The sequence below is a fragment of the Celeribacter sp. genome (genome assembly GCF_048270365.1).
In the GTDB taxonomy this organism is placed as follows: domain Bacteria; phylum Pseudomonadota; class Alphaproteobacteria; order Rhodobacterales; family Rhodobacteraceae; genus Celeribacter.
In genome coordinates this window covers 83806-109620 of record NZ_JBLWTA010000005.1, presented here as the reverse complement: position 1 = coordinate 109620, position 25815 = coordinate 83806, and the positions used below count along the sequence as shown (strand labels likewise).

The following is a 25815-nucleotide window of genomic DNA, read 5'->3' as shown; positions in this document are numbered from 1 at the left end:
GTGTTTCAGGCCTCGGTCTTGGGTTTGACGGCGGAGGGCAGACGCACGCGGATGCGTTTGATCCGGCGCGGATCGGCGTCGATGATCTCGAACGCGGCCCCAGTTGGATGCGGGATCACCTCGCCACGCGCGGGCACGCGGCCCGAGAGCAAAAAGACCAAACCGCCCAGCGTATCGATCTCCTCATCCTCTTCCTCATCAGCAAGACGCAGGCCGATGGCGGCCTCGAACTCGTCCAGAGGGGCTTTGGCCTGAGCGATAAACACGCCGGGGGCGGTCTGGGTCCAGAACACATCCTCGTCGATGTCGTGCTCGTCCTCAATCTCGCCGATCACCTGTTCGACCAGATCTTCGAGCGTGACCAAACCGTCCACACCGCCGTATTCGTCGATCACCAGAGCCATATGCATCCGATCCGACTGCATCTTTTGCAGCAGGATGCCGATGGGCATGGAGGGCGGCGCGAAGATCAGCGGGCGCAACATTTTCTTGAGGTTGAAACGCTCCGCGCCCTTGCCGTTAAAGCCGTGCTGAAGCGCGAAGTCTTTCAGATGCACGAGGCCCACGGGCGTATCGAGCGTGCCTTTGTAGACCGGCAGACGGGTCATGCCGCTTTCGCGGAAGACCTGAACCAGATCCTCTTTTCGAATGTCGGAGGGAACGGCGACGATTTCGGCCTTTGGCACGGCCACATCATCCACACGCATACGGCGCAGGTTGACCATGCCCGGACGCTGCGCAGGCGGAACCTGTGCGGCAGGGGCCGGTGTGTCGGCAATCGTCGGGGTTTTAACGGGTTTAGAGGAAAACACCGCCTTGATGCGATCGAACCAACCTGCGGATTTTACGCCTGTGGGGGTCTTTGTGTCGTTCGCGTGGCTCTGCGTTTTACTTATGGGGTCCGCTGGCGCGCTCTGCGCTGCCATAGAAGACCCAGGCTCAGTGTCGCCCATGTGCCCTTTCCAACATACGTCCTTTTTTCAATATCAACCGGCCCAAACGTGGCCGTTCGCCTAATATGGGTCGTCCAACCCCAAGGTTGCAAGTATTTCGACCTCTGTGCCTTCCATAATTTCGGCATCTTGGTCGGATATGTGATCATAACCCAACAAATGCAACAGACCATGAACGATCAAATGCGTGACGTGATCCGCCATCGGCTTGTCGGCCTCTTGGGCCTCGCGCGCGCAGGTGTCGTAGGAAATCGCGATGTCACCCAATTCGATGCTGCCGTCGAAGTCCTCCTCCGGCAAAGGGGGGCGTTCGCCGGGCGTCGCACGTTCCTCGGCGGGCCAGGACAGCACATTGGTCGCTTTGTCCTTTTCGCGAAAATCGGCGTTCAGCACTTTGATCCGGGCATCGTCACAGGCCAGAACGGAGCCTTCGCACAGTTCAGGCGCAAGCCCCAGATGCGAACAGAGCGCCGCAAATGCGCGCTCTGTCAGCTCTTCCAGCCCGGCCTCATTCCAGCGCGGGTCTTCTATGATCACGTCCACGAGGCCTACCTGCGGTTATTGCGCTTCGTCGGCCTCATACGCCTCAATGATCGCGGCGACAAGCGGGTGACGCACCACGTCTTTCGACGAGAAGTAGTTGAACGAAATGTTCGGCACGCCCGCGAGGATCCTTTCGGCGTCGCGCAGACCCGATGGCACGCCGCGCGGCAAATCGACCTGAGAGCGGTCGCCAGTGATCACCATGCGCGAGCCTTCGCCCAAACGGGTCAGGAACATTTTCATCTGCATGGTGGTGGCGTTTTGTGCCTCGTCCAGAACCACGAAGGCGCGGCTCAGCGTTCGGCCCCGCATAAAGGCCAGAGGCGCGATCTCGATGGTCTTTTCCTCGCGCATCTTCTGCACCTGCTTGGCGGGCAGGAAATCATTCAGCGCATCGTAAAGCGGCTGCATATAGGGATCGACCTTCTCATCCTGCGTGCCGGGCAGAAAGCCCAGACGCTCGCCCGCTTCCACAGCCGGACGCGACAGGATCATCTTATCGACATGGCCGTTGATCAACATGTTCACGCCCACCGCGACGGCAAGATAGGTCTTGCCGGTGCCCGCAGGCCCGATGCCAAAGGCCAGCTCGTTTTTGAACAGGTTCTGCACATAGGTCTTTTGAGCCTCTGTGCGGGGCTCCACGAGTTTCTTGCGGGTCTTGATCTCGACCTCGCCACCGCGGAACATTTCCATCTGATCGCCCGGCAGGCCCTTGTCCGCCGGCGTCTCGCCCATGCGGATCATGCCGTCGATGTCGCCGGGTTCGATTTCGCGACCGGCTTCGAGTTTGCCGTAAAGTTCCTGCAAGACAGAGGCTGCGCGGCCCCGGGCGGAGCCAGTGCCCATGACAGACAACATATTGCCTCGTCGGACGATCTGAACCTCGAGCTTATGCTCGATCTGAGCGAGGTTTCGGTCGAATTCGCCGCACAGGTCAATCAGCAACCTGTTGTCATGGAATTCAAGAAGCGTTTCGTGGACTGCGTCCTGCGATTTCGGGGGTGTCAACGCGCTCAGGCCCAAATATGTGTCTCCAATTATGGTCCGACTCTGGTGATGGTTCCTTCCCTCATGGTGCCAAGGGATTGCGGTTCTTGCAAGCGGGGACACAAAATCTTCGCAAATGGCTTTGCAAGGGGCCGCCCAACCCGCAATCAGACGATCAAAAAATAGGCAAAAATCTTAACAGCGAAAAACGGCCACTCAAGAGGAGTGGCCGTTGATAATCACATGTCCTGAGCGGTCTTAGACCGGATCAGGGAAAGACGAGCCGTCTTTATAGGGGCCAATCGCAGTGTTGGGTTCCGCGACACCGGAACAGACCGGCTTGCCGTATTTGTCGACACGAGCGGAGAGGTACCCCTCGACACCATCGTCGATGATCCAGTGATCACAGCCGTTCGGATCGATCCAAATGCCAGCCACCAGAGTGGACAGATGCTTGCTGTCGAACCCACGGTCCACAGTCTTGTCTTTTTTGTGCGACTCATAGCCCGCTTCGCCCATCACCGCCTCTGTACAGGCGGTGGTGGAGCCGAGGACGGCGAGAAGGGCGATGGATTTCAGGACGTTCATCGTCTCTCTCCTCACTTGATACAGATGATTTCGACGCGGCGGTTTTGCTGCATACCGGCGGCGGTCGAATTGGACGCTTTCGGCATGCGTTCGCCATAGCCACGCACATCGGCGATCCGGGCACCGGTGCCTTGCGCGATCTTGGCCACCGCATTGGCGCGGTTGTAGCTCAAACGCATGTTATATTCGTCAGAGGAGCGGCTGTCGGTGTGGCCGATGATGATATAGGCCGTCGCGTTCGCCTGAGAGAAGAAATCCGTGAGGCGTTTGCGACCCGCCCCGGAAATCGCATATTTGTCGGTGGCAAACAGTTGATCCGAATTCATCACGGCACAGCTTTGCACCGGGTGACAGGTCGGGTTGCCCTGACGGTCCAGTTTCAGGTCCATATAGCCTTCTGCGCCGTCGTCCATGACCCAATGTTCACAGCCGTCCGGATCGATCCAGATCGTCGGCACATAGCGTTCGCCATTCACAACGCCAGGCACCATTTGCGCCTGAACCGGCGCCGTCGCCATGGTGGCAATCGCCAAGCCCAGACAGGCAGCCACAGCAAACCCTGCGCGGCCCCTTTTGAGAAATTCGATGGTCACGTCTTCCGTCCCCCAAATGTTCACGTTTTCGGGCCGCCCATAACAGATGCGCCCCTGCAGCCACTGGCTGCCTGCGCCCTACTCACCAATATTGTGGTTAAAGGATAGCAAACTTTGGGGCCATGTGAAGGAAAATAACCAGATATTGTGGCTCATATCTGAACGAAATCATGCATTTCGCACAATTGTTGACAATCAAAGCATAAGCCCAAGTAAATCGCTTTACCCTATGGTCAGGCTCACGCCTCAGCGCAGCAACACACCGCCCAGAGAGTTTGGCCCACTTTCGGTGATTCTCACACGTTGAATGTCGCCCACGGCAACCTCATCGGTGACGTGAACTGCATGAAGATATTCGGATTTTCCGACCATCTGCCCCGGCAGGCGGCCTTTGCGTTCGAACAAAACGGAGACCTCACGCCCCACCATCGCGTCTTGGAACGCGCGCTGTTGTTCGGTGATCAACTGCTGCAAACGGTAGAGCCGCTCGGAGGCCACATCCGGGTCCACCATCTTGGCCTCTTTCTCGGCGGCGGGCGTGCCCGGACGCGGCGAGTATTTGAACGAAAACGCCGAGCCATAGCCCACTTCGCGCACGAGGCTCATGGTGTCCTCGAAATCCTGATCCGTCTCGCCGGGGAAGCCGACGATAAAATCGCCAGACATGGCAATGTCCGGCCGCGCGGCGCGGATGCGCTCGATCAGACGGAGGTATGCTTCGGCGGTGTGTTTGCGGTTCATCGCCTTGAGGATTTTATCCGACCCGGACTGCACCGGAAGATGCAGATAGGGCATAAGCTTGTCGCAATCCCCGTGCGCGGCGATCAAGTCGTCTTCCATGTCATTCGGGTGCGAAGTCGTAAAGCGGATGCGCTCCAGCCCGTCGACCTTCGCCAGCTCGCGGATGAGACGAGCAAGGCCCCAAACTCCGCCCTCACCTGCGCCATGGTAAGCATTAACATTCTGGCCCAAAAGGGTAATTTCCCGCACCCCGCGCTCGACCAGATCGCGCGCCTCGGTCAGAACACGATCCACAGGGCGCGACACTTCGGCCCCGCGCGTGTAGGGCACAACGCAGAAGGCGCAGAATTTGTCACAGCCTTCCTGCACGGTCAAAAACGCCGCCGGGGCGCGCTTTGCCTTGGGCCGGGATTTCAGTTTCTCGAACTTGTCTTCTTCGGGGAAATCGGTGTCGAGCGCCTTTTCGCCATGCCCGGCCTTGGCCTCAAGCTCCGGCAGGCGGTGATAGCTTTGCGGGCCGACCACAAGGTCCACCAAGGGCTGACGCTTGATGATCTCTTCGCCCTCGGCCTGGGCGACACAGCCCGCCACGCCGATCTTGAGATCGGGATTGGCGATCTTGAGATCCTTGTAACGCCCCAGTTCCGAATAGACCTTTTCCGCCGCTTTTTCGCGAATGTGGCAGGTGTTCAACAGGATCATATCCGCCTCTTCGGGGGACGACACCTCGGTGTAACCCGACCCGCCCAGCGCCTCGGCCATGCGCTCGCTGTCGTAGACGTTCATCTGGCACCCATAGGTCTTGATGAACAGCTTTTTGGTGTTGCTCGGTGTCTCGGCCATGAGGAAGGGTCCACGCATGCTGGGAATTAAGGCGCTTCTCTACCGCAACAGGCAGGATGGATCAAACGGGTTTTGCCCCGGTGTGCGCCTGATCGTCCCATGTGCCAAAGTCATTCCGCTGCGGCACAAGAGAGACAGACCCACAGCTGGGCGACACGATTGTTTCCGCAATCCTTGCAATCCCCTGCCCTTCATGCATTTTTTACCCGAAACGGGCGACATTCCCCGGGCAAAGGATTTTCATGCGGTACGACAGCCTCGACACATTTCTCACCGACGGCAAAGAGGCCCTGTTGAAAGGGCCGATTGCGATGATCTTTGCCGAGGATCTGGTCGAGGTCGACACAACGCTGCGCCATCATCTGTCTTTGGGCTTCAAACAGGTGCTGCTTTTTGCGCCTGACGACGTGCGCCTGCCCGAGGGGCTGGAGGCCAAAATCCATCGCATCCGCTACGCCACCCGCGCGCCCAATATGCTGTCTGACGCCGTCAATCGGATGATCGAGGCAGCACCAGGGATTTGGATGTATTACTGCTACAACGCGGAATACCTGTTCTTTCCCTTCTGCGAGACGCGCACGATCACGGACATGCTCACCTTTCACACCGAAGAGCGGCGCGACGCGATGCTTTGCTATGTCGCCGATCTCTATGCCGAGGACCTGAGCGCGCATCCGAATGCGGTGTCTCTGGAGGACGCACATCTCGACCGCTCCGGCTATTACGCCTTGGGCCGCAACAATGCCGTGGGGCACCCAAAAGACCGCCAGCTCGACTTTTTCGGCGGGCTCAGATGGCGGTTCGAAGAACACATGCCGCCGCACCGTCGCCGCATCGACCGCATCGCGATTTTCAAGGCCAAGAAGGGGCTGCGCCTTAGCGAGGAACATCTGTTCAACGACGAGGAATACAACACCTACGCCTGCCCCTGGCATCACAACCTGACCGCCACCATCGCCTCGTTTCGCACCGCGAAAGCGTTGAAAAGCAACGCAGGTTCGACCTACGACATCCACAACTTCATGTGGCACAACTCGGTCGAGTTCGAATGGCACAGCCAGCAGTTGCTGGACTTGGGGCTGATGGAACCGGGGCAGTGGTTTTAGGTGGGCATTTACCTCGCACTTCTCCTACTGGCCGCACTTGGATATTTGGCGCTGTATTTTTGGGCCATTAGACCGGTTGCTCGCGCTTGGCGTAACAACAAAGCGGCTCCGGTCTTGGCGCTCCTCTACATTCAAGCATGCATTCTCATCATCGCTTCAGACGGTTCCGCATCTTCCATCTTTACCATCGGTGGCCTTGGCTACGCGCCACTGGTCTTGATGGGGTTTCTGATTGATCCCTTTCGCTACAAGATTTTCCTTCACGATTTTCACGGAACCGTTCTCTGGCTGACCTCGATCACTTGGTTCCTCCCGACGATCGGCCTTTTGTTCTTCCGGAGACATGTGAGCGCCGTTCTGCTCCTGCCCGCCCTTCCGGCCCTCACTTTTGTGGTTGTAAGCCATTCCGTCGAAGCCCATTTTGCCGAACTCATCCCAGAAAAGGCACGAGAACTTGGCGCAACCTGCCTCTGGCAACAGAGTGTTCGGGAAAGTCGTCTTGATGCGGCAGATGGCTTTGAGAGCAGCTATCATGCGGTCGCGCACCTGCCGAACGGCGATTGGATGGCGTGGTCTTATAAAGCGAACGATTTTTATCTCATCGACCAAGAGCAATATCCGCATGTCAATCCAATTATCTATCGCGACTCCTGCAAACCGTTAGGCTGACGAATTTCGCCACGATTTCGGCATGGGGGTTTACAACAGAGGCACAACCCCTATCCTCTCGCGCAATCGTCATTGGGCACCCGCAAAGACGCGGCCCCAAAAACCCACCCCGAACAGTTAGGACTCTTCATGACCGAAGTTAAATCGGGCGACAAAGTACGCATTCACTACACCGGCACGCTGGCGGACGGCACCGTCTTTGACAGCTCCGAAGGCCGCGATCCGCTGGAATTCGAAGTTGGCTCCGGCCAGATCATTCCGGGCATGGACAAGCACCTGCCGGGCATGACCGTCGGCGAAAAGAAAACCATCGTGGCCGTCGCCGACGAAGCCTATGGCCCCCGTCACGCCGATGCGCAACAGGCCGTGCCGCGCGCGCAAATCCCGGCGGAGATCCCGCTTGAGGTGGGTCTTCAGCTTCAGATGCAATCCCCGCAGGGCCAGGTGATCCCCGTCACGGTCGTCGAAGTGACAGACGAAGAAGTGACGCTGGACGCCAACCACCGTCTGGCGGGCGAAGACCTGACCTTTGCCATCGAACTGGTGGAAATCGTTTAAGCTGAGTATTTGCTCAGCAAAGGAAACAGGGCGGCGCGCGATGGGCGGGCCGCCTTTTTAATTGATCATATGGCTGTTTGGAGTCAAATGGCGGCATGACTTCAGAGTTCGCCTCAGATTGTTCCAATTGCGCTGCGCTGTGCTGCATGGCTTTCGCGTTCGATGAGGGCGAGATGTTTGGACATGATAAGCCTGCGGGGCTGCCGTGCCACAATCTCGAAGGGTTTTCCTGTGCGATCCATGCGCGATTGTCCGAGGCGGGCTATCTCGGCTGTGTGGCATTTGAATGTCTTGGCGCCGGACAAAAGGTCACGGCGCTTTTCACGCAGACGTGGCGCGATCAACCGCGACTGGCGCGGCCGATGATCGAGGCCTTTCGCCAGATGCGCGACGTTCAGGAATTGCGTCAGATGCTCAAGGCCGCCGCCGCGTTGCCCTTGCCAGAGGCGGTTGAAGCGGAACGACAGGCATGGGACACAGAGCTTATGGTGGCGACGCAGGCGTTGGCGCCCTTGGCCGTGTTTAATCCTGCGCCGTTGCGTGCCTGGCTCAAGGGGCTGGCCGCGCATGTGTCGCGGTAATGCTGCTTAGTCGAATTGCCGGCTCAGGCCACCGCAGGCGGCGTGAAAGCAGCGCGTAGGGCTTCGGCTTTGGCGTGATGCGCGCAGTCCGGGTGATGGTCGTTCACCAGCCCCATCGCCTGCATAAAGGCATAGCAGGTGGTCGGACCGACGAAATTCCAGCCGCGCTTTTTCAAATCCTTCGACAGGCGCTTTGAGGTCTCCGTGACAGAGGGCACGCCCTCGATGTGACGCGCCTCTTCGCGGCCTTCATAGCGCCAGAAAAACGCGGCCAGACTGCCGAATTCCGCCTGCATCTCGATGGCGCGGGCGGCGTTGTTGATCGTGGCTGCGATCTTGCCGCGGTGGCGCACGATGCCTTTGTCCTGCAACAGGCGCTCGATGTCGCTTTGGCCGAACTGGGCGACCTTGTGGAAATCGAAACCCTCGAAAGCGGCGCGAAAGTTCTCGCGCTTTTGCAGGATCGTCCACCACGACAGGCCAGACTGAAAGCCTTCGAGACAGATTTTCTCGAAGAGGCGCTGATCCTCGGAGACCGGATAGCCCCATTCCTCGTCGTGGTAGCGGATATACTCCGGGTGGCTGGCGCACCAAGAACAGCGGCTCAAACCATCTTCACCGATAAAAACCATCAAGGCGTCCTTTTCTCATACGCGCGCCAAAAGGCGGGCGGGGCGTCATCAGGGTTGACGATGCACACCTGACGGTCGGCGGTATAGCCATAGGAGGTGAGATAGACCGTCGTGTCGGCCAAATGCTCAAAAGCAACCACGTTCAAGGACGCTGGCTCAGGCGCCGTCTGGCAACGGCCCACCACGTACCATGTCTCATCGGCCAGCAATTTGCGCTCGGTGAAAAACACGTGGAATTGGTCAGCCTCTGAGGCCTCATCGAAACGCTCAGGATCGAAACGGACAGGCAAGGCGCCCTGCCCCATGCTCTGCGCGACAGAAAGCCCCGGCATCGCCCAAAGGACAGCGCCGATCAAAAGCTGGGCAGAGCGTGAAAAACTCAGTGTTTGGCCTTCGGACGCAGGCGGATCACCACATCGACGGAGGCGATCTCCATGCCTTCGGGCGCGGCAGGCAAGCGTTCGATCTTGAGCTGTTCAGACGGCGCGTCGGTCAGCTCGCCATTGTCTTCCCAGAAGAAATGCGGGTGCTCGTCCATATTGGTATCGAAATAGCTGCGCGAGCCATCGACCGTGACCTCTTGCATCAGACCGGCCTCACAAAACGCGCGCAGCGTGTTGTAGACCGTGGCCAGAGACACTTTTTCGCCCGCATCCTGCACGGCCTCGAACAGGCTTTCGGCGGTCACATGGCGGTCATGCCCATCGCCGACCAAAAGCGTGGCAAGCGCCACACGCTGACGCGTCGGGCGCACGCCGCCCCCGGCCAACCAAGCCTCACCTCGGCGAATTTCTGTGTCTGCAATCTGGGTCATGTGCATTCATTTCCTGGGTACAGAGGAGAATATAGGGGAAAAGGAATGCGAAATTCAATCGGAAATCCCTTACACGTTGGATCAAAACCCTTATATCATAGCACGAAACCATGAGTGCGACCTCTTCTCTTGCGCCTTGCACGCGCGGGGCACCGGGTGATAGAGGGGGTGCGACTTAAAGAGATGTGGAAGGCAGAGCGCAGACCGATGGCAGATTATCCGACGAGCTTCACGAAAGAAGACCTTTTGAAATGCGCAGCCGGCGAGCTGTTCGGAGAGGGCAACGCCCAGCTTCCGGCCCCGCCGATGCTGATGATGGACCGCATCACGGAGATCTCCGGCGATGGTGGTGCGCATGGCAAAGGTCACGTGATCGCGGAATTCGACATCACGCCCGATCTGTGGTTCTTCGACTGCCATTTTCCCGGCAACCCGATCATGCCCGGCTGTCTCGGCCTCGATGGTCTGTGGCAGCTCACCGGGTTCAACCTCGGCTGGCGCGGCTGGCAGGGGCGCGGTTACGCGCTTGGCGTCGGCGAAGTGAAACTCACCGGCATGGTCCGCCCGGATCGTAAAATGCTGACCTATAAGATCGACTTCACCAAAGCGATCCAGACCCGCCGCCTGACCATGGGCGTCGCGGACGGCATCGTCGAAGCCGACGGCGAAGTGATCTATCAGGTCAAAGATATGAAAGTCGCGCTGTCCGAGAGCTGATCTCAGGACACAGTCGAACTCAAACAAAAGGAATACGCCCATGCGTCGCGTCGTCGTCACAGGTCTCGGGATCGTCTCCTCCATCGGCACGAATGCCGAAGAAGTGCTTGCCTCTTTGAAGATGGGCAAATCTGGTATCACCGCCAATGAGGACATGAAGGAATACGGGTTCCGCTCGCAAATCGCGGGCGCCGTGGACATCGACATCAAAGAACATGTCGACAAGCGCGCGCTGCGGTTCATGGGGCCGGGTGCGGCCTATGCCTATATCGCTATGAATCAGGCGATTGCGGATTCCGGTCTGGAAGAGAGCGACGTGATAAACCCGCGCACGGGTCTGATTGCGGGTTCCGGTGGTCCGTCCACATCGGCCATGCTGACCGCGCACCAGTCTGTGCTCAAATCGATGTCCACCAAGCGCGTCGGGCCGTTTGCGGTTCCGAAATGCATGGGCTCGACGATTTCTGCGAACCTCGCGACGGCGTATCAGATCAAGGGCATCAACTACTCGATCACCTCGGCCTGTTCGACCTCCCTGCACTGCATCGGCAATGCCGCCGAGCAGATCATGATGGGCAAACAAGACGTGATGTTCGCAGGCGGTGGTGAGGAACTGGACTGGACCCTGTCCTGCCTGTTCGACGCCATGGGTGCGATGTCCTCGAAATATAACGACACGCCCGAGAAAGCCTCTCGCGCGTTTGACGCGAACCGCGATGGCTTTGTGATCTCCGGCGGCGGAGCGATTTTGGTGCTCGAAGAGCTGGAACACGCGAAAGCCCGCGGTGCCAAGATTTACGCCGAAGTGACCGGCTTTGCCGCCACCTCCGACGGCGCCGACATGGTGGCGCCCTCCGGCGAAGGCGGCGAACGCGCGATGCGTCTGGCGCTCTCCACCCTCGAAGAGGGCCGCAAGGTCGGCTACATCAACGCGCACGGCACCTCGACCCCCGTCGGCGATGTGGGCGAGGTCGAAGCCGTCCGTCGCGTCTTTGGCGAAGGTCAAACCCCGGTGATTTCCTCGACGAAATCCATGACCGGCCACTCTCAGGGCGCCACCGGCGCGCAAGAGGCGGTCTATTGTTTGCTGGCGCTTCAGAACGATTTCATCATCCCCTCGATCAACGTCGAAACGCTTGATCCCGCGATCAACGAGGGTGAGATTGCCACCAAACTGGTGGAAAATGCGGGCCTCGACTCGGTGATGACCAACTCCTTTGGGTTCGGTGGCACCAACGGCTCGATGATCCTGTCGAAATATCTGGGGTAAAAGACACAGATGGCTGATCTTCTCAAAGGCAAACGCGGGCTCGTGATGGGCGTCGCCAATGAGCGCTCCATTGCCTGGGGCATCGCAAAAGCCTGCGCCGATGAGGGCGCGGAACTGGCGTTTACCTATCAGGGCGAGGCCTTTGGCAAACGTCTTGAGCCGCTGGCAAGCTCCGTCGGCTCTGACACGATGGTCGATGTCGATGTGACCAACCCGGAACAGATGGACGAGGCCTTTACGGCGCTCAAAGACAAATGGGGCAAGCTCGATTTCGTCGTTCACGCCATCGCCTATTCGGACAAATCCGAACTCACGGGCCGGTTCCGCGACACGTCTGAGGCGAATTTCAAGAACTCGCTCCACATCTCGTGTTTCAGCTTCATCGACGTCGCCAAACGCGCGTCCGAGTTGATGACGGATGGCGGCACTTTGATGACGCTGACCTTCGCGGGCTCGAACACGGTCGTGCCGAATTACAACGTCATGGGCGTGGCCAAGGCGGCGCTCGAATCTTCGGTGCGCTACCTCGCCAACGACCTCGGCCCCGAGGGCATTCGCGTCAACGCGATCTCCCCCGGCCCGATGAAAACGCTTGCCGGTTCCGCCATCGGGGGCGCGCGCCGGACCTACAAACACGCCGAACAAAACGCGCCGATGCAGTCCAACGCGACGCTCGAAGCGGTCGGTGCCACAGCGGTCTATCTGGCCTCTGACGGTGGCGCTTTCACCACCGGCGAGATCATCCGCGTCGATGGTGGCTATCACATCATGGGCATGCCCCGGATCGAAAATCTCTGATGCGGGTTTTCTACCTGTCCCATCCGCAAATCGCGCTGGACAGGGAGGTGCCCGTCCCCCGCTGGGGTCTCAATCACACAGGCCGTCTCCGATTGGAGGCGGCTTTGTTGTCTTCATGGCACCAAAACGTCACCCGCATCATCAGCTCGGCCGAGAACAAGGCGATGGAAACCGCGGCGCATTTTGCCGAGGCCAAGTCCCTGCCGCTGACCGCCTGGCCTGCGCTGCATGAAAACGACCGTTCTTCGACGGGCTTCCTGCCGCCCGAGGAGTTCGAGGCCATGGCGGACGCCTTTTTCGCGCACCCTGACGAGAGCATTCGCGGCTGGGAGCCCGCACGCCACGCCCAGACCCGCGTCGTAAACGCGGTGGAAACGACGCTTGCGGGGCACGCGGGGCACGAGGCGGGCGATGTTCTGATCTGCGGCCATGGCGGTGTCGGCACATTGTTGATGCTGTCGCTCACCAAGGCCCCGATTTCGCGCAGCGCCGATCAACCGGCGGGCGGCGGCAATGTTTTTGCCTTTGATCTCAAAAGCCGCGCGCTGGAATTCGGCTGGACGCCGCTGGAAAAGATGCGCTGAGCGGACGATCGGGCGGCTGTGTCGTATTTGATACGAGGCCTGTTTTCTCTGCCGTCAGGATTGCCTTACCAGCGTCGCAAAGACACAGTTCCCTGAACATTTGCTGCCATCTGAAAAGCCTTTCTGCCATGTACGCATTTTACATTTGGATGACCTATCAGACTCCAAGCGCCATCATGCTCGGCGCATATGCCCTTTTGATCGCATCCGGTTTGCTAGCCTGGGCCTTGGGGATCGGCAAACATCTTGCCCCTATGGGGCGCGCGAAATTCTTTCTCGCTCTGGCCAGCATCATCGTTCTGATCAATCTGAATGAAAGCAGTTTCCTTTGGGCCGGCCGAGCCTTTGCGACCGGCTGGCTCTCCCTCCTGATGCCATCTTACCTCTTGGGGCTTACTCTGTCCGGTGTGCTTATGAGCATGATCGCGCAGGCACGATCCCGCGACATCTGCGGCAGCCGCAAACGCACCTTCGTGCTTTTCGTACCTTTCGGCGTGTTCTACATGCTGTTCAAGGCGGGCGCGGCCCAAAAGGCCGCTGAGCAAAACCCAAAACTGGCGCAGGGCTCTTCGGTCCTCGTGGTCATGGGGCTCTTGATCTGGGGTGTGGGCAAGGGTCTTGGCAACTCTCTTGTAACGGCCGAACTTAGACCGCTTGAAGGCGGGGAAACCCTGCAATTTGATGCGATGTGGGTGAAGAAACTCGGCGTCGAGCATTATTTCCGGCATGTTGCCATGAACCTTGCGGACTCGCTTCCGGCGGACACGGAGCCTGGCGTGCTTTTGGTGCGTATCCTCGCGTCGGAGGACAGGCTGACTTATCACTATGTCGTCTATAACTCGGAATTGACCGCCGATTATTTCGACGGTGACATCTTAGATGACTGGATATGCCCGTTGGACAGTTTCGGTCCAGCACTTCATGCGGGTGGATCGGTCGAAAGCCTTTTTGTAGATCCTGAAGAGCGACCCGTGTTTCAACATGTCACAAGGGCGAGCGACTGCACCGCCGCCTGACAAGTTCACCTTCAGACCCACTCAGTGACAGCCCCCCGGCCCGCAACTGTCGCAGCTTTCACAGGCCCGCGCGCGGCCCTTCATTTCGATGAATTTCTCATCCCACGCCTCACCATCTCCGAAAGCGAGGAAATGTTGATATTGCTCGTGCCGATCCGGCAGGTTGCGCGCGTGTTTGATCGGGCACCAATAATATTCCGTGCGCCCCGCCACCTCGCGCACATAGGCCAAAAGCCCGTTGCAATAGCCGCAATAGACGCAGTTCAGTTTCTGCATGAAATTGAGATAGGTGAGCTTGTGGCGGTCGACGGCGATGTAATTTTTGCGCTTCACCTTCGGGATGCCGTAGACCGGAAAACAGATCAGTTGATAGACCGTCACGAAGAGATCCATCAGGGCAAAAGGGATGATCAACCCGTAGATCACCGGTGCTGTGACGATCTCCCAAGGCCGCGCGCGGCGCAGAAAGACCGACCAGCGGACGCGCAAGGCACGGCCACGCTTGCGGGCCTCTTCCTCAAATACGACCCGCCCGTTCGAGAATCGGTATTGAAACCGGTCCCGCGCCTCCTGGGCCTCTTTTTCCAGCTGAAGTTGCAAATCCCGCAGGCTTTCGCGGAGTTTTTCCACCGTGCTGTTCATTCGGGCCTCCAGCCACTGTTTTTCGCTTAGGGTAGAGCCTTCGCGCGGTCAGGCAAGCGTCCCGGCATCGCGTGGCTGTTTTTTGCCCGAACCTGTTGCCGACACGATGTGGCCGATCACAATGTTGCGGCTGTGGAAACACTGCGTTCAACACTCCAGAGGTCGCGCCACACAGCCCTCTGCGCCACATTGTCGCCACATTTAAGACCCATCAAAACCTCAAATATTATTCGAATGCGGCGGTCCGACTCACTGATGATCTTTCTTTTGCTCGCCCTTGCCGTAGGCCTCATGGCCCTGCCGCTGGTGACCAGCCCGGCCCCGACCGAGGGGCACATCCGGCCCAGCGGGTTCAATGGTTTGGGCGTACTCGTCGGTTTTGTCATCACGGTCGCTGTGGCCACACTGACCTCTCCGATGTTCGGCTTTGGCTTTGTCCTCGCGGTGCTTTTGCATGAGATCGGCTCGGCTTTGGCGGTGCGTATCATCGGCCATGACGTGGCTCGCGTGCGTCTCGTGCCCCTGCCCTTCATGGCCGCGCCCCGCTCCGACCGGCCTTTCGATCACGCGCTTGAGGAAAGCTTTGCCGCGCTCTATGCGCCCGCGCTTGCGATACCGCCGATGATCATCGGCTTTGGCCTGTTTCATGTGCTTGCCCCCATCGCGCCGGGGATTGCCAATGTGCTGCGCGTCATGGCGATCATGCTCGGCACGTTCAATTTCCTGATGCTCCTGCCATTTTTGCCCTTTGGCGGCGGGCGTGTGGTGCAAAGCGTCTCAGATGCTTTCTGGCCGCAGCTGCGCACCTTCGTGACCCTCTTCATGAGCGCCGCCTTTGCCTCCGCCGCTTTGCGCGATCATTCCATCGCCATGGCGATCCTCGCCGTCGCGGGTTTTCAAAGCCTCTTGCACCGCCGCCGTCCGGCGCAAGAACGCCTGACCCACAATCAGGCGCTTTTGGTGATGTCCTGTTATGCCTTTGTGCTCACAGTGCATTTCACCGGTGGGTTCTGGCTTTTGACCGGGTTGCTCTAGGCCGATCTAAGACTGTTCATCCGCCCCGCTCCATGGCACTCTTTGGAGAAAGGGGGCGCACTATGGTTCACTATTTCACCACATCCGACGGGCTCAATCTGGCCTATGACGTTCAGGGCACGGGCGTGCCTGTGCTGTGTCTCGCGGGCCTCACGCGCAACATGGACGATTTCGAACCCGTGGTCGATCATTTCGCGGACGACGCGCAGATCATTCGCCTCGACAGCCGGGGACGCGGGGCCTCCGATCATGATCCGAATGTGATGAATTACACCATTCCGCAGGAAAGCGCCGATGCCCTTGCCCTGCTCGATCATCTCGGGATCGACAAGGCCGCCATCCTCGGCACCTCGCGCGGCGGGCTGATTGCCATGGCGCTGGCCGTGACGGCAAAGGCGCGGCTGTCTGGCGTCTTGCTCAATGACATCGGGCCGGAGATGGACGCGCAGGGGCTTTCGCATATCATGGATTACCTTGGCCGTCCCTCGGCCTATCGCAGCTTTGAGGACGCTGCCGACAAATTGCCCAAAGCCTTGGGCGCGCAATTCCCGAACCTGAGCCGCGATCAATGGCTCACTTACGCGCGCCGCATCTGGGCGGAGGGGGAGAGCCGTCTGGAATTGCGCTACGATCCCGGCTTGCTTGAGGCGATCAAAGCCCAGAGTGTCACCGGAGCGCTCCCCGATCTCTGGCCGCTGTTCGAGGCCTTCGACGGGCTGCCCTTGGCGCTTCTGAGGGGCGAGAACTCCAATCTACTGCCGAAGAGCACGATGGAGGAAATGCAGCGCCGCCGCCCCGACATGATCGCCGCCGAGGTCAAAGATCGTGGCCATGTGCCCTTTCTCGACGAGCCGGAAAGCCTCGATGTGATTGCGCGGTTCCTTGCCCGCATAGAGGTTTGAAAAGAGGCCTGAAAGACAGGTTTCCCGGACTTGACGTAAAGGTCAGCGACGTTCAACGTAACGGCGCAAAGGGTCGGACTGCGCGGCGTATCAGGGCCACGCCGCGTCATAGGCTCTTTCGCGTGTGTTAACTCGTGTATCTTTGGAGTCCCATGTTTGCGCTTCCAACGCACCATTTGGTGTTTCTGGTCCTGGTCGGAGCGGGCTATGCCCTTGCCACCGTCGGGATGAAGCTTGTGGCCAGTTCCGGTGCGATGCCCTCGCCCTTTGGCCTTTGTCTGATCGTCGCGGGGCTTCTCGCTGCGATCATCTTCGAAATCATCCTTTTGCGGCAGGCCCCGGTCAGCCAGCTCTATCTCATCGTCATCGCGGTCGAGACGGCCATCGTCTTGAGCTTTGCCTGTCTGATCGGCGAACAGATCACGCCGCGGCTGGCGCTTGGTATGGGGTTCATCTTTGTCGGGCTGGCGACTGTCGCCCATTAAGGTGGCGCGCATTAGGGTCGCGCGCATGAGGCGCGCATGAGGTTGAGCCTCCCCTCTGCCCCGCCTATGGTGCCCTCAAAAGGAGAACCAGATGCGGGTCGAGATCGGAGAGCTGTCGCTGAACATCGAGGTGAGCGGGCCGGAAGACGGCGCGCCCGTGGTCTTTGCCCATGCCTTGGGGACCAATCTGCATCTCTGGGACGCGGTCCTGCCGCATCTGCCGGAAGGCTTGCGGCTCATTCGCTATGATCTGCGCGGCCATGGCGGGTCGGACGTGCCGAAAGGCCCCTATGCGATGGGCGCGTTGGTGCGCGATGCCGAGCGGCTTTTGGACGCGCTCAAAGTGCAAGACGCGGTGTTTGTCGGCATTTCCATCGGCGGGCTGATCGCACAGGGGCTGGCGGTCAAGCGGCTCGATCAGGTGCGCGCGCTGGTGCTGTCGAACACGGCGGCCAAAATCGGCGTGCGCAGCGTCTGGGACAAACGCATCGCAGAGGTGCGCGAGAAAGGTATGGAGGCTCTTGTGGCCCCCACGATGGAGCGTTGGTTCGCCCCCGGATTTCGCAAAACGGAAGAGGCCAAGCGCTGGGGCCAATCCATTCTGGACACATCTCTTGAGGGCTATCTCGGCTGTGCCGCTGCCATTGCGGGCACGGATTTCTACACGCCGACCTCGGGGCTTCGGCTTGCCTGTCTGGGCATCGCGGGCGGCTATGACGGATCGACGCCGCCCGATCTGGTGCAGGAAACGCTGGGCGTCATTCCCGGCGCGCAGTTCCATCTGATGCGGCGCTCCGGACATCTGCCGCCCGTCGATGCGCCCGAAGACTATGCCGCGATCCTGAGCCAATTCCTCACCGAGATCGCCCATGTCCGGCGCGATCCTAACCCGCATGATCATCTGCCGATGCTCAATGCCCCTCATCACGGACATCACCACCACCATGACCATTCCCACGGTGAGCATGACGATGGCTGACCCTACGATCCTTCTGGTCCACGGCTCCGCCCATGGCGCGTGGTGCTGGCGCGATCTACTGCCAGAACTTGAGCGCCGGGGCCTCAAAGCCCGCGCGCTCGATCTGCCGTCCCATGGGGAGAGCCTGACAGATTACACCGAGGTCACTTTGGAGCGCTACCGCGACGCCATTCTGGCCGACATCGCGAAACACGGCGGGCCGGTTGTCTTGGTCGGCCATTCCGCGGGTGGCTACCCGATCACTGCCGTGGCCGAGACAGCGCCGGAGAAAATCGCCAGCCTCGTCTATCTTTGCGCCTATGTCCCGCAGGACGGGATGAGCCTTGCCGACATGCGCCGAAGGGCCACCGAACACCCCGTGCTCGACCTGATCGAACGCACCGACGATGGCCGCGCCTTTCGGTTCAAAGCGGACACTGGGATCAAAGCACTCTATCACGATTGTCCCGACGAGGTCGCCGACTTCGCCAAGGCCCACCTCGGCCCGCAAGCCATCGCCCCGCAGGAAACGCCCCTCCATATCACGGAGGCCTCGACCGACCTGCCGCGCCACTATGTGATCTGCGACAACGACCGGGTGATCCCGCCCGAGGACCAGCGCAAGATGTCCCAAGGCTGGCCCGAGGATCACGTCCATCACCTGCCCTCCGGGCATTCGCCGTTTCTCGCCATGCCAAAACGGCTTGCGGATCTGCTGATCGGAATTGTGCGGCAACGGTGATGGACAGGACGCAAACTTGCGGCCACAAAGGCGGGATTGTTTTGGATACCGCCTATGCTCACACGCCTGCCCATTTTGTTTATCATCCTCACGGTTCTCATCGACGCCATCGGCATCGGGTTGATTTTCCCAGTTATGCCCTCGCTCATCCGCGAGCTGACCGGGCGCGCGCTGGCCGATGCGGCGATTTGGGGCGGGGTTTTGGCGACGGGCTTTGCCGTGATGCAATTCCTGTTCGGGCCTTTGGTGGGCAACCTTTCTGACCGCTTCGGACGTAAACCGATCCTCCTGACGGCGCTCTTCGTCATGATGCTCGATTATCTCGTCATGGCCGTAGCGCCGACGATCTGGCTTTTGCTCATCGGGCGTCTGATCGCCGGAATCACCGCCGCTACGCCCGGCACTGCGGCTGCTTTCATGGCCGATATTTCCGCGCCCGAGGATCGCGAACGCAATTTCGGCTATATTCACGCCGCCTTCGGGCTGGGTTTTGCCTTGGGGCCGATGATTGGCGGGCTTTTGGCCGGGATCGACACCCGCGCGCCATTTTATGCCGCCGCCGTCATTGCCGGAGCGAATATGCTCTTTGGCTTTTTCGTCATGCCGGAAAGCCTCGCGCCCGAAAAACGTCGCCGGTTCGATTTGCGCCGCGGCAATCCCTTTAGCGCCTTCCGCGCCGTCGGCTCGCTCAAGGGCCTCACCGGGTTGCTCATCGTCTTCGGCCTCTATGAATTGGCCTATTTCGTCTACCCGGCGGTCTGGGCGTTTTACACTGAAGAACGCTTTGGCTTCGACACCGTCGCCACCGGCATGACGCTCTTTGCCTTTGGCGTCTCTATGGGGTTGGCGCAGGCCGTTTTGGTCGGCCCTCTGGTCAAACGCTTTGGCGCCTACCGCGTCGCCATGGCGGGGATCCTTCTGGATGCGGTGGTGTTTTTGACCTTCGGCCTCACCACCAGCGTGCCGATGCTCTGGATCATGTCGGTTCTGTCGGGCATTTCCGCAATCTCCATCCCCGCGCTCCAAGGCATGATGAGCCGCGCCACGCCCGACGATCAACAGGGCGAATTGCAGGGCGTCACGGGCTCCATCGCCGCGCTTGCGACCATCCTCAGCCCCTTGATCATGACCGAAACCTTCGCGATCTTCTCGCGCCCCGGCACCGCGCATTACATGCCCGGCGCGCCATTTCTGTTGTCTCTGGTCATCGTCTTGACCGGCGGGCTGATCCTTTGGCGCTGGCATCGGCGTCAGCCTGTCTCATGAGCGGATTTAATCCCGTTTTTACGCGATTTGATCTGAATCGCCGCACATCGGACAGAATCTGCTATACTGTTGCTCCATAAGAGGAGGAGACCTTATGACACGCCACATTACAGACAGACCGCATCGCAAATCCGATTCCAGCCGTCTGGTGCAATATTTGAGCCAAGATCGTGCCACCGGGCGCTCCGGTGTCTGGGCCAAAATGGACCGGGAGCGCCAAAGCCCGAAAGGTGCGTCCCGCGTCAAACAATTCCTGCGCATCGACCGGGGCATTTCGGCCTAAGCCCCCTTTCTATGTGAACGTTTCAGGCCCGCAGCCCCTGCGGGCCTTTTCCATGGGCCCAAGCGGTTTGCCACTGCAAATCCCATTTGCAAACTCGCCTCAACTTATTGCTTTTGCAAAGAATGATTCAAAAATCTGTGCGCAAATTGCATATCCGGGTTGCCTCATCAGAATGTGACTGGAAGCTCCCCGCAGATGGCGCGTAGATGCAGCGAATTGGGAGACTCTGTGGGAGGAGGCAACCAAGCCGCGTGATCGCGACACCTCTCTTCCCCGGACCCGCCCCCGCTTTTTCAGTCAGCGTTTACATACAGCCGGAGAGAAACCTCGTGAGCATCACGCGCCGTCCTATTCCCGCATCTCTACAGTCCAAAATCATGTCGGCCGAAGACGCCGCCGCCCTCGTCGACAATGGCGCGACCGTGGGCATGAGCGGCTTTACCGGCTCGGGCTATCCGAAAGCCGTGCCTTTGGCCCTGGCCACGCGGATTGAAGAAAAACACGCGGCGGGCGAAAAATTCCGTATCAAGATCTGGTCCGGCGCCTCGACGGGCCCCGAGCTTGACGGCGCGCTGGCCAAGGCCGACGGCATTGATTTCCGCCTGCCCTATAACTCCGATCCGATCGCGCGCGAAAAGATCAACAAAGGCGAGATGAACTATTTCGACATGCACCTGTCTCAGGTGGCGCCGATGGCATGGCAGGGCTTTCTGGGCAAACTCGACACCGCCGTGGTGGAAATTTCCGGCATCACGCCCGAGGGCGATCTGATCCCGTCCTCGTCGATTGGCAACAACAAGACCTGGCTGGAATGTGCGGACAAGATCATCCTTGAGCTGAATTCCTGGCAGAGCGAACATCTCAACGGGATGCATGACATTTACTATGGCACAGCACTGCCGCCGAACCGGGTTGGCATTCCGCTGATCAAGGCAGACGACCGCATCGGACAGCCGCATTTCAAAGTCGATCCCGCCAAGATCGTCGCCATCGTCGAGACCGACACCCCAGACCGCAACGCACCTTTCGCGAAACCCGACCAGACCGCTTTGGACATCGCAGGCCACCTGTTGGAATTCCTGTCGCATGAACTGAAAATGGGCCGGATGCCGAAGGAGCTTTTGCCGCTGCAATCCGGTGTCGGCAATGTCACCAACGCTGTGCTTGCCGGGCTTTTGGACAGCCCGTTCGAGAACATGACCGCCTTCACCGAGGTGATTCAGGACGGCATGTTGGACATGCTCGACGCGGGCAAGCTGCGCATGGCCTCCGCCACCGCTTTCTCTCTGTCGCCCGAGGCGGCGGAACGGTTCAACGCCGAGGCGCATCGTTACCGCGACAAGCTGATCCTGCGCCCGCAGGAAATCTCCAACCACCCGGAGCTGGTGCGGCGTTTGGGCTGTGTCGCGATGAACGGTCTGATCGAGGCGGACATTTATGGCAACGTCAATTCGACCCACGTGATGGGCTCGCGGATCATGAACGGCATCGGTGGCTCTGGCGATTTTGCCCGCAATGCCTTTGTGTCGATCTTCATGACGCCCTCCACCGCCAAGGGCGGCGCGATCTCGGCGATTGTCCCGATGGCCAGCCATGTGGATCACATCAACCAGGACGTTCAGGTCATCGTGACGGAACAGGGCCTCGCCGATCTGCGCGGTCTCGATCCGAAACAGAAGGCCGAGTTGATCATCGAGAAATGCGCGCATCCCGCCTATCGCGACATGCTGCGCGACTATTACGAGCGGGCGAAGAAAAGCTCGTTTGGCGGTCACGCGCCGCATGATTTGCGCGAGGCGCTGAGTTGGCACCAAAAGTTCATCGACACGGGTTCGATGAAGTAAGAAAAAGGCCTCCCCTGCGGGAGGCCTTTTTTATGACTCAGGCCGCTTGGCCGCCGGTGATCAGATCGAGCGGCACTTCGCCCGCGCCGAAGGCCTGCATCTGATCCTCTGCCCAGAACCGAATGTCTTGCAGTTTGACCATCTTGCGGTTGGAGATCATGCGGCCTCGGCGCTCCTCTGGCGGCAGGTCGAGCGCGAACTGGATCGCCCCATCCATCGACTTATGCGAGAACGGATTTGTCGGCACAGCGGCGGCCAATTCGACCGCGGCGCCCGCAAATTCCGACAGCACCAGAACCCCGTCCTCATCCGTCCGCGCGGCGCAATATTCCTTGCACACCAAATTCATGCCATCCGCCAAAGGCGTGATCCAGGCGACATCGGCGGCACGATAGTAGGCCACCAGATCCTCAAACGGCACAGGCCGCGAAATCAGCGCAATAGGTTGCCATTCAAAGGTGCCGTAGCGCCCGTTGATCTTACCGGCGAGATGTTCGAGATCGCGTTGAATTTCCTCATAGGCAGTCATGTTCGAATTGGCCGCGACAGAGACATGCATCAACCGCACCTTACCGCGCAGGTCGGGGCGAGTTTCCAACAAGCGCTCATAGCTTTCGAGCTGTTCGATGCCGCCCTTGGTGTAATCGGTGCGTCCGACCGAGAGGATCAACTGACCGTCACCGATCTCTTGTTTGATCTCCTTGACCTTGGCCGCTGTCTTATCGCTTTGCGCGAGGCTTTCGATGTAGTCGACATCGACGCCCACGGGGCTGGCCTGAAGCCGCACGGTGCGCTCGTTATAGCCCACCTCGGTCACCACGGATTGCTCGGAGAGCGCAGAGGTTTCAGACGCCAGTTCCGGCTTCACCTTCTCGCGTTTCAGCGTTTCGACCTCCAACAGGGACCGCGCGGCGGAGACGAAATTGTTCACGTAACGCGGGATGTGGAAACCGACGACGTCGCAGGCCAGAAGGCTTTCCAAAATCTCCTTGCGCCAGGGCAGCACATTGAAAATATCGGCGTTCGGGAACGGCGTATGGTGGAAGAAACTGATCTTCACATCGGGACGCAGCGTGCGCAGGTAGCCGGGCACCAGCCACAGGTTATAATCATGCACCCAAACCACGGCCCCCTCGGCAGCCTCGGCAGCGGCGGCCTCGGCAAAGGCCCAGTTCACCTCACGGAAGGTCGGCCAGTCGACGGGGTCGTAATTGTAGCGCTCTTTAAAGCCATGCAGGATCGGCCAGAACGCCTCTTTCGAGGAGACGTGATAGAAACTCGTTACCTGCTCCGGCGTCAGAGGCAGGCGCGACACCGTGTATTTGCCGTAAGCGTCGTCGATCTCGATCACGCGTTCAAAGTCCGGGTTTGCCGGATCGTCAGCATGTTTCCACGCGATCCAGGCGCCCTTGTCGACGCGTCCGAAAAAGCTTTTGAGCGTCGGCACGATGCCATTCGGGCTTTTGTTTTCGCGGTATTCGATTTTGCCGTCCACTTCGACCTCTTCGTAAGGCTGGCGGTGGTAAACGATCACAAGATTGGAAGACATATCAGGCTCCTTTCAGGGCGAGATTTGATGCATGATCGGGGGCGTCATGCAGATCGAGCGCGGTGATGGCCTCAAGGATGCCAGCGGCACCAAAGCCCGTCGCGTGATAAACCGTGTCGCGGCCATAGAGCCGCTGTTTGAGCGGGGCCTCCGAATTGCCAACCGCCACAGCCGGCAGGCCGGAGATCAGCATCGACAGATCGTTCATCGTGTCGCCCGCGCAGAGCACGCGTGTCTCGGGAATGCCGAGATGCGCAATGAGCCGCTTGATCGACGGACCTTTCGAGACGCCCTTGGGCAGCACGTCGAAATAGCGGTTGTCGGAGATGAGCCAATCGAGACCCAGTTCCTCGACCAGCACTTCGGCGGTGGCGTCATAGGCATTGGGCGTCAGATCGTAGCTCACCCGATAGCGAAACGGCGTCGGCTGAAGCGTCAGGCCGGACACGCCATCGAGCGTGGCGCGCACGGCGTCGCCTTTGTCGTTCCAGCGCGTGGCAATATCGGCCTCAAGTGCGGGGATCGGTTCGACATGCCCGTCGTCGCGGACATGGGCAATCGTCGTGCCGACATCGCCCACGACATATTCCGGCCACGGAAGCCCCTGCTCGCGGCACATCTCCATGATGAACTCCGGGTCGCGCCCGGTGACGAAAATCAGCCCAACCGTGTCGCGATTGGCCTCGATCCAATCGTAAAGCGTTTTGCGCTCCGCGTCGGAGCCGCCCAAAAACGTCCCATCCAGATCGGTCGCAAGGGTGAAACGGCGCGCCGCAATGGCCGGGCGCGGTGTGGTGTGAACAGTCATGACTTGTCTCCGAATTGCAGCGGCATATCAGGGGTGGGATGGGTCAGGGACAGGGTGAGCGCATTGGGCTCAGATTCGATGGGACGGGCCCAAAGCGCGGTAAAGGCCTCTTGCAGATCGGCCCCTTTGTGCAGCACCGCATGGACGGTTTCGCAGATCGGCATCGGCACCCCGATGCGATGCGCCAGATCGGTGACGGAGACGGCGTTGACCTCGCCTTCGACCACGACGGGACGGCCCTCGAAACAGGACGGGCGCGCGATGCCTTGGCCCAGTTGATAGCCCAAAGACATGTTGCGCGAGGTGGTCGAGCTACAGGTCAGCGTCAGATCGCCCGCGCCGGACAGACCGGTCACGGTTTCGCGCGACCCGCCCAGAGCTTGTGCAAGTTGTTTCATTTCATCCGTGCCGCGGGTGATCAGAGCCGCGCGGGTATTTTCGGCAAAACCCGCCCCGGACATCATCCCGCAGGCGATGGCGATCACGTTTTTAACCGCGCCGCCCACTTCGACACCGACGAGATCGTCGGAGACATAGGGGCGAAAACCGCCGCCCGAAAGCGACACGGCGAGACGCGCCGCCGGGCTTTTTTCGGGGTTCAGACGATCCGCGTAGGAAAACGGAAAGGCGACCGTGGCTGCGGTCGGGTGATCCAGCGCGGTTTCACGCGCAAAGGTCGGACCGGAAACGGCGCCGACCGGATGGCCGGGCAGTTCTTCGGACACAACTTCGGACAAAAGGTATCCAGAACGGCGCTCGACACCTTTACAGGCCAGCGCGATCGGGATGCCCACGGGCAAATGCGGGGCAATCGCCTGACACATCGGGCGCAGCGTCGACGAGGGTGTGACCATCAAAACGGCCTCGGCACCGGCCAGCGCCTCTGCGAGATCAGAGGTGGCCGTCAGACCGTTTGGAAGATCGACCTCGGGCAGGTAATCCGCATTTTGTCTTGTGTCATTGATCCGGTGGGCAAGGTCCGGGCGTCGTGCCCAGAGGCGCACTTGGCGGCCATTGCGGGCCAGAACGGAGGCGAGCGCAGTGCCCCAACTACCGGCGCCAAGAACGGCGACGCGGGCGTAGGGCTGCGACGGGGTATGGGAGATAGAATCCTTGATGGGGAGCTCCTTTTGGGTGCTCTTACTCAATATGTCGTCTTCAGGTTCCGCGCGCCCCACCCGCCATACTGGCCGCGCGACAAGGGGCAAAGACAAGCAGATGTGCCGTCAGCGCCAAGCGGGTCGTACACATGCGCAGTTTAAGCCCTTTTGGGCCGCGTCCGTGCCGAGCGGGTCCGTCGCGTGA

At 59.8% G+C, this 25815-nt stretch carries 30 protein-coding genes; 17 read left to right on the top strand and 13 right to left on the bottom strand.

All coding sequences use genetic code 11. From position 1 onward, the window contains the following. Positions 1-5: 5 nt before the first annotated feature. The 6 genes from ACN0X0_RS08855 to miaB all read right to left on the bottom strand — a co-directional run bounded on the left by ACN0X0_RS08855 (position 6) and on the right by miaB (position 5251). Positions 6-953: a transporter associated domain-containing protein gene (locus ACN0X0_RS08855; RefSeq protein ID WP_417278857.1), complete on the bottom strand. Its 948-nt coding sequence runs from the start codon at positions 951-953 to the stop codon at positions 6-8. A gap of 60 nt (positions 954-1013) precedes the next feature. Then, entirely contained in the window at positions 1014-1496 is a 483-nt protein-coding gene (gene ybeY, locus ACN0X0_RS08850; protein ID WP_417278856.1) for an rRNA maturation RNase YbeY, read from the bottom strand. Between the two features lie 15 nt (positions 1497-1511). Continuing rightward, positions 1512-2522 carry a PhoH family protein gene (locus tag ACN0X0_RS08845; protein WP_417278855.1) on the bottom strand — a complete coding sequence of 337 codons (1011 nt, stop codon included), beginning with the start codon at positions 2520-2522 and terminating at the stop codon, positions 1512-1514. A gap of 222 nt (positions 2523-2744) precedes the next feature. Continuing rightward, the gene (locus ACN0X0_RS08840) at positions 2745-3074 is read right to left on the bottom strand and encodes a hypothetical protein (protein ID WP_417263306.1); all 330 of its coding nucleotides are present in this window, start codon (positions 3072-3074) and stop codon (positions 2745-2747) included. A gap of 11 nt (positions 3075-3085) precedes the next feature. Continuing rightward, on the bottom strand, positions 3086-3592 hold the full coding sequence (locus tag ACN0X0_RS08835; RefSeq protein ID WP_417278978.1) for an OmpA family protein: 507 nt from the start codon (positions 3590-3592) through the stop codon (positions 3086-3088). Positions 3593-3913: 321 nt separating this feature from the next. Next, complete coding sequence (gene miaB / locus ACN0X0_RS08830) at positions 3914-5251, bottom strand: tRNA (N6-isopentenyl adenosine(37)-C2)-methylthiotransferase MiaB (RefSeq protein ID WP_417278854.1); 1338 nt, start codon at positions 5249-5251, stop codon at positions 3914-3916. A gap of 242 nt (positions 5252-5493) precedes the next feature. On the opposite strand from miaB, the gene ACN0X0_RS08825 reads away from it, so the two are divergent. From ACN0X0_RS08825 to ACN0X0_RS08810, 4 genes are all read left to right on the top strand, one after another. Beyond that, a complete protein-coding gene (locus tag ACN0X0_RS08825) occupies positions 5494-6357 on the top strand; it encodes a hypothetical protein (RefSeq protein WP_417278853.1) in 864 nt (287 codons plus the stop codon). After that, the gene (locus tag ACN0X0_RS08820) at positions 6358-7026 is read left to right on the top strand and encodes a hypothetical protein (protein WP_417278852.1); all 669 of its coding nucleotides are present in this window, start codon (positions 6358-6360) and stop codon (positions 7024-7026) included. 129 nt (positions 7027-7155) lie between these two features. Beyond that, positions 7156-7584, top strand: a complete 429-nt coding sequence (locus tag ACN0X0_RS08815; RefSeq protein ID WP_417263309.1) for an FKBP-type peptidyl-prolyl cis-trans isomerase — start codon at positions 7156-7158, stop codon at positions 7582-7584. 173 nt (positions 7585-7757) lie between these two features. After that, positions 7758-8165: a hypothetical protein gene (locus ACN0X0_RS08810; protein ID WP_417278851.1), complete on the top strand. Its 408-nt coding sequence runs from the start codon at positions 7758-7760 to the stop codon at positions 8163-8165. A gap of 23 nt (positions 8166-8188) precedes the next feature. Here ACN0X0_RS08810 and ACN0X0_RS08805 read toward each other — a convergent pair whose 3' ends face one another. The 3 genes from ACN0X0_RS08805 to irrA are packed head-to-tail and all read right to left on the bottom strand — an operon-like array spanning position 8189 to position 9611. Continuing rightward, positions 8189-8797, bottom strand: a complete 609-nt coding sequence (locus ACN0X0_RS08805; RefSeq protein WP_417278850.1) for a DNA-3-methyladenine glycosylase I — start codon at positions 8795-8797, stop codon at positions 8189-8191. Then, complete coding sequence (locus ACN0X0_RS08800; protein ID WP_417278849.1) at positions 8797-9153, bottom strand: hypothetical protein; 357 nt, start codon at positions 9151-9153, stop codon at positions 8797-8799. Before ACN0X0_RS08800 ends, ACN0X0_RS08805 begins: the two co-directional genes overlap by 1 nt. Before the next feature lie 23 nt (positions 9154-9176). Beyond that, positions 9177-9611 carry an iron response transcriptional regulator IrrA gene (irrA, locus tag ACN0X0_RS08795; RefSeq protein WP_417278848.1) on the bottom strand — a complete coding sequence of 145 codons (435 nt, stop codon included), beginning with the start codon at positions 9609-9611 and terminating at the stop codon, positions 9177-9179. Positions 9612-9818: 207 nt separating this feature from the next. On the opposite strand from irrA, the gene fabA reads away from it, so the two are divergent. From fabA to ACN0X0_RS08770, 5 genes are all read left to right on the top strand, one after another. Beyond that, positions 9819-10328: a bifunctional 3-hydroxydecanoyl-ACP dehydratase/trans-2-decenoyl-ACP isomerase gene (gene fabA, locus ACN0X0_RS08790; protein ID WP_417263314.1), complete on the top strand. Its 510-nt coding sequence runs from the start codon at positions 9819-9821 to the stop codon at positions 10326-10328. A gap of 40 nt (positions 10329-10368) precedes the next feature. Beyond that, complete coding sequence (gene fabB / locus ACN0X0_RS08785) at positions 10369-11598, top strand: beta-ketoacyl-ACP synthase I (protein WP_417278847.1); 1230 nt, start codon at positions 10369-10371, stop codon at positions 11596-11598. Between the two features lie 9 nt (positions 11599-11607). Next, positions 11608-12396: an enoyl-ACP reductase FabI gene (locus ACN0X0_RS08780; protein ID WP_417278846.1), complete on the top strand. Its 789-nt coding sequence runs from the start codon at positions 11608-11610 to the stop codon at positions 12394-12396. Continuing rightward, a complete protein-coding gene (locus ACN0X0_RS08775) occupies positions 12396-12980 on the top strand; it encodes a histidine phosphatase family protein (protein WP_417278845.1) in 585 nt (194 codons plus the stop codon). Before ACN0X0_RS08780 ends, ACN0X0_RS08775 begins: the two co-directional genes overlap by 1 nt. Positions 12981-13129: 149 nt before the next feature. Then, positions 13130-13996 carry a hypothetical protein gene (locus tag ACN0X0_RS08770; protein ID WP_417278844.1) on the top strand — a complete coding sequence of 289 codons (867 nt, stop codon included), beginning with the start codon at positions 13130-13132 and terminating at the stop codon, positions 13994-13996. 21 nt (positions 13997-14017) lie between these two features. Here ACN0X0_RS08770 and ACN0X0_RS08765 read toward each other — a convergent pair whose 3' ends face one another. After that, entirely contained in the window at positions 14018-14638 is a 621-nt protein-coding gene (locus ACN0X0_RS08765; RefSeq protein ID WP_417263319.1) for a hypothetical protein, read from the bottom strand. Positions 14639-14893: 255 nt separating this feature from the next. Here ACN0X0_RS08765 and ACN0X0_RS08760 point away from each other — a divergent pair, with 255 nt between their 5' ends. The 8 genes from ACN0X0_RS08760 to ACN0X0_RS08725 all read left to right on the top strand — a co-directional run bounded on the left by ACN0X0_RS08760 (position 14894) and on the right by ACN0X0_RS08725 (position 22153). Next, the gene (locus ACN0X0_RS08760) at positions 14894-15673 is read left to right on the top strand and encodes a hypothetical protein (RefSeq protein ID WP_417278843.1); all 780 of its coding nucleotides are present in this window, start codon (positions 14894-14896) and stop codon (positions 15671-15673) included. Between the two features lie 62 nt (positions 15674-15735). After that, entirely contained in the window at positions 15736-16575 is an 840-nt protein-coding gene (locus ACN0X0_RS08755; RefSeq protein ID WP_417278842.1) for an alpha/beta fold hydrolase, read from the top strand. A gap of 152 nt (positions 16576-16727) precedes the next feature. Further along, positions 16728-17060: a 5-aminolevulinate synthase gene (locus ACN0X0_RS08750; protein ID WP_167601759.1), complete on the top strand. Its 333-nt coding sequence runs from the start codon at positions 16728-16730 to the stop codon at positions 17058-17060. Between the two features lie 91 nt (positions 17061-17151). Beyond that, positions 17152-18039, top strand: coding sequence for a 3-oxoadipate enol-lactonase (gene pcaD / locus ACN0X0_RS08745; RefSeq protein ID WP_417278841.1), 888 nt, complete (start codon positions 17152-17154; stop codon positions 18037-18039). Then, positions 18032-18760, top strand: a complete 729-nt coding sequence (locus ACN0X0_RS08740; RefSeq protein WP_417278840.1) for an alpha/beta fold hydrolase — start codon at positions 18032-18034, stop codon at positions 18758-18760. The genes pcaD and ACN0X0_RS08740 overlap by 8 nt, the downstream gene beginning before the upstream one ends. A gap of 54 nt (positions 18761-18814) precedes the next feature. Beyond that, positions 18815-20026, top strand: coding sequence for a TCR/Tet family MFS transporter (locus ACN0X0_RS08735; RefSeq protein WP_417278839.1), 1212 nt, complete (start codon positions 18815-18817; stop codon positions 20024-20026). A 94-nt stretch (positions 20027-20120) separates the two neighbouring features. Continuing rightward, on the top strand, positions 20121-20309 hold the full coding sequence (locus ACN0X0_RS08730; RefSeq protein ID WP_417278838.1) for a hypothetical protein: 189 nt from the start codon (positions 20121-20123) through the stop codon (positions 20307-20309). A 329-nt stretch (positions 20310-20638) separates the two neighbouring features. Further along, positions 20639-22153, top strand: coding sequence for an acetyl-CoA hydrolase/transferase family protein (locus tag ACN0X0_RS08725; RefSeq protein WP_417278837.1), 1515 nt, complete (start codon positions 20639-20641; stop codon positions 22151-22153). A 37-nt stretch (positions 22154-22190) separates the two neighbouring features. Here the strand turns inward: ACN0X0_RS08725 and ggpS are convergent, their stop codons facing one another. The 3 genes from ggpS to ACN0X0_RS08710 are packed head-to-tail and all read right to left on the bottom strand — an operon-like array spanning position 22191 to position 25616. Continuing rightward, complete coding sequence (gene ggpS, locus ACN0X0_RS08720; RefSeq protein ID WP_417278836.1) at positions 22191-23702, bottom strand: glucosylglycerol-phosphate synthase; 1512 nt, start codon at positions 23700-23702, stop codon at positions 22191-22193. Between the two features lies 1 nt (position 23703). Further along, positions 23704-24510 (bottom strand): HAD-IIB family hydrolase, encoded by an 807-nt coding sequence (locus tag ACN0X0_RS08715; RefSeq protein ID WP_417278835.1) that lies wholly within the window; start codon positions 24508-24510, stop codon positions 23704-23706. Next, on the bottom strand, positions 24507-25616 hold the full coding sequence (locus ACN0X0_RS08710; protein WP_417278977.1) for an NAD(P)H-dependent glycerol-3-phosphate dehydrogenase: 1110 nt from the start codon (positions 25614-25616) through the stop codon (positions 24507-24509). Before ACN0X0_RS08710 ends, ACN0X0_RS08715 begins: the two co-directional genes overlap by 4 nt. Positions 25617-25815 lie beyond the last annotated feature (199 nt).

Coding starts and splice junctions, on each gene's coding strand:
- fabB (WP_417278847.1), top strand. CDS start 10,369: ATGCGTCGCGTCGTCGTCACAGGTCTCGGGATCGTCTCCTCCATCGGC.
- miaB (WP_417278854.1), bottom strand. CDS start 5,251: ATGGCCGAGACACCGAGCAACACCAAAAAGCTGTTCATCAAGACCTAT.
- ACN0X0_RS08740 (WP_417278840.1), top strand. CDS start 18,032: ATGGCTGACCCTACGATCCTTCTGGTCCACGGCTCCGCCCATGGCGCG.
- ACN0X0_RS08855 (WP_417278857.1), bottom strand. CDS start 953: ATGGGCGACACTGAGCCTGGGTCTTCTATGGCAGCGCAGAGCGCGCCA.
- pcaD (WP_417278841.1), top strand. CDS start 17,152: ATGCGGGTCGAGATCGGAGAGCTGTCGCTGAACATCGAGGTGAGCGGG.
- ACN0X0_RS08765 (WP_417263319.1), bottom strand. CDS start 14,638: ATGAACAGCACGGTGGAAAAACTCCGCGAAAGCCTGCGGGATTTGCAA.
- ACN0X0_RS08755 (WP_417278842.1), top strand. CDS start 15,736: ATGGTTCACTATTTCACCACATCCGACGGGCTCAATCTGGCCTATGAC.
- ACN0X0_RS08775 (WP_417278845.1), top strand. CDS start 12,396: ATGCGGGTTTTCTACCTGTCCCATCCGCAAATCGCGCTGGACAGGGAG.
- ACN0X0_RS08750 (WP_167601759.1), top strand. CDS start 16,728: ATGTTTGCGCTTCCAACGCACCATTTGGTGTTTCTGGTCCTGGTCGGA.
- ACN0X0_RS08835 (WP_417278978.1), bottom strand. CDS start 3,592: ATGGCGACGGCGCCGGTTCAGGCGCAAATGGTGCCTGGCGTTGTGAAT.
- irrA (WP_417278848.1), bottom strand. CDS start 9,611: ATGACCCAGATTGCAGACACAGAAATTCGCCGAGGTGAGGCTTGGTTG.
- ACN0X0_RS08825 (WP_417278853.1), top strand. CDS start 5,494: ATGCGGTACGACAGCCTCGACACATTTCTCACCGACGGCAAAGAGGCC.
- ACN0X0_RS08715 (WP_417278835.1), bottom strand. CDS start 24,510: ATGACTGTTCACACCACACCGCGCCCGGCCATTGCGGCGCGCCGTTTC.
- ACN0X0_RS08810 (WP_417278851.1), top strand. CDS start 7,758: ATGTTTGGACATGATAAGCCTGCGGGGCTGCCGTGCCACAATCTCGAA.
- fabA (WP_417263314.1), top strand. CDS start 9,819: ATGGCAGATTATCCGACGAGCTTCACGAAAGAAGACCTTTTGAAATGC.
- ggpS (WP_417278836.1), bottom strand. CDS start 23,702: ATGTCTTCCAATCTTGTGATCGTTTACCACCGCCAGCCTTACGAAGAG.
- ACN0X0_RS08735 (WP_417278839.1), top strand. CDS start 18,815: ATGCTCACACGCCTGCCCATTTTGTTTATCATCCTCACGGTTCTCATC.
- ACN0X0_RS08840 (WP_417263306.1), bottom strand. CDS start 3,074: ATGAACGTCCTGAAATCCATCGCCCTTCTCGCCGTCCTCGGCTCCACC.
- ACN0X0_RS08780 (WP_417278846.1), top strand. CDS start 11,608: ATGGCTGATCTTCTCAAAGGCAAACGCGGGCTCGTGATGGGCGTCGCC.
- ACN0X0_RS08805 (WP_417278850.1), bottom strand. CDS start 8,797: ATGGTTTTTATCGGTGAAGATGGTTTGAGCCGCTGTTCTTGGTGCGCC.
- ACN0X0_RS08770 (WP_417278844.1), top strand. CDS start 13,130: ATGACCTATCAGACTCCAAGCGCCATCATGCTCGGCGCATATGCCCTT.
- ACN0X0_RS08760 (WP_417278843.1), top strand. CDS start 14,894: ATGATCTTTCTTTTGCTCGCCCTTGCCGTAGGCCTCATGGCCCTGCCG.
- ACN0X0_RS08730 (WP_417278838.1), top strand. CDS start 20,121: ATGACACGCCACATTACAGACAGACCGCATCGCAAATCCGATTCCAGC.
- ACN0X0_RS08815 (WP_417263309.1), top strand. CDS start 7,156: ATGACCGAAGTTAAATCGGGCGACAAAGTACGCATTCACTACACCGGC.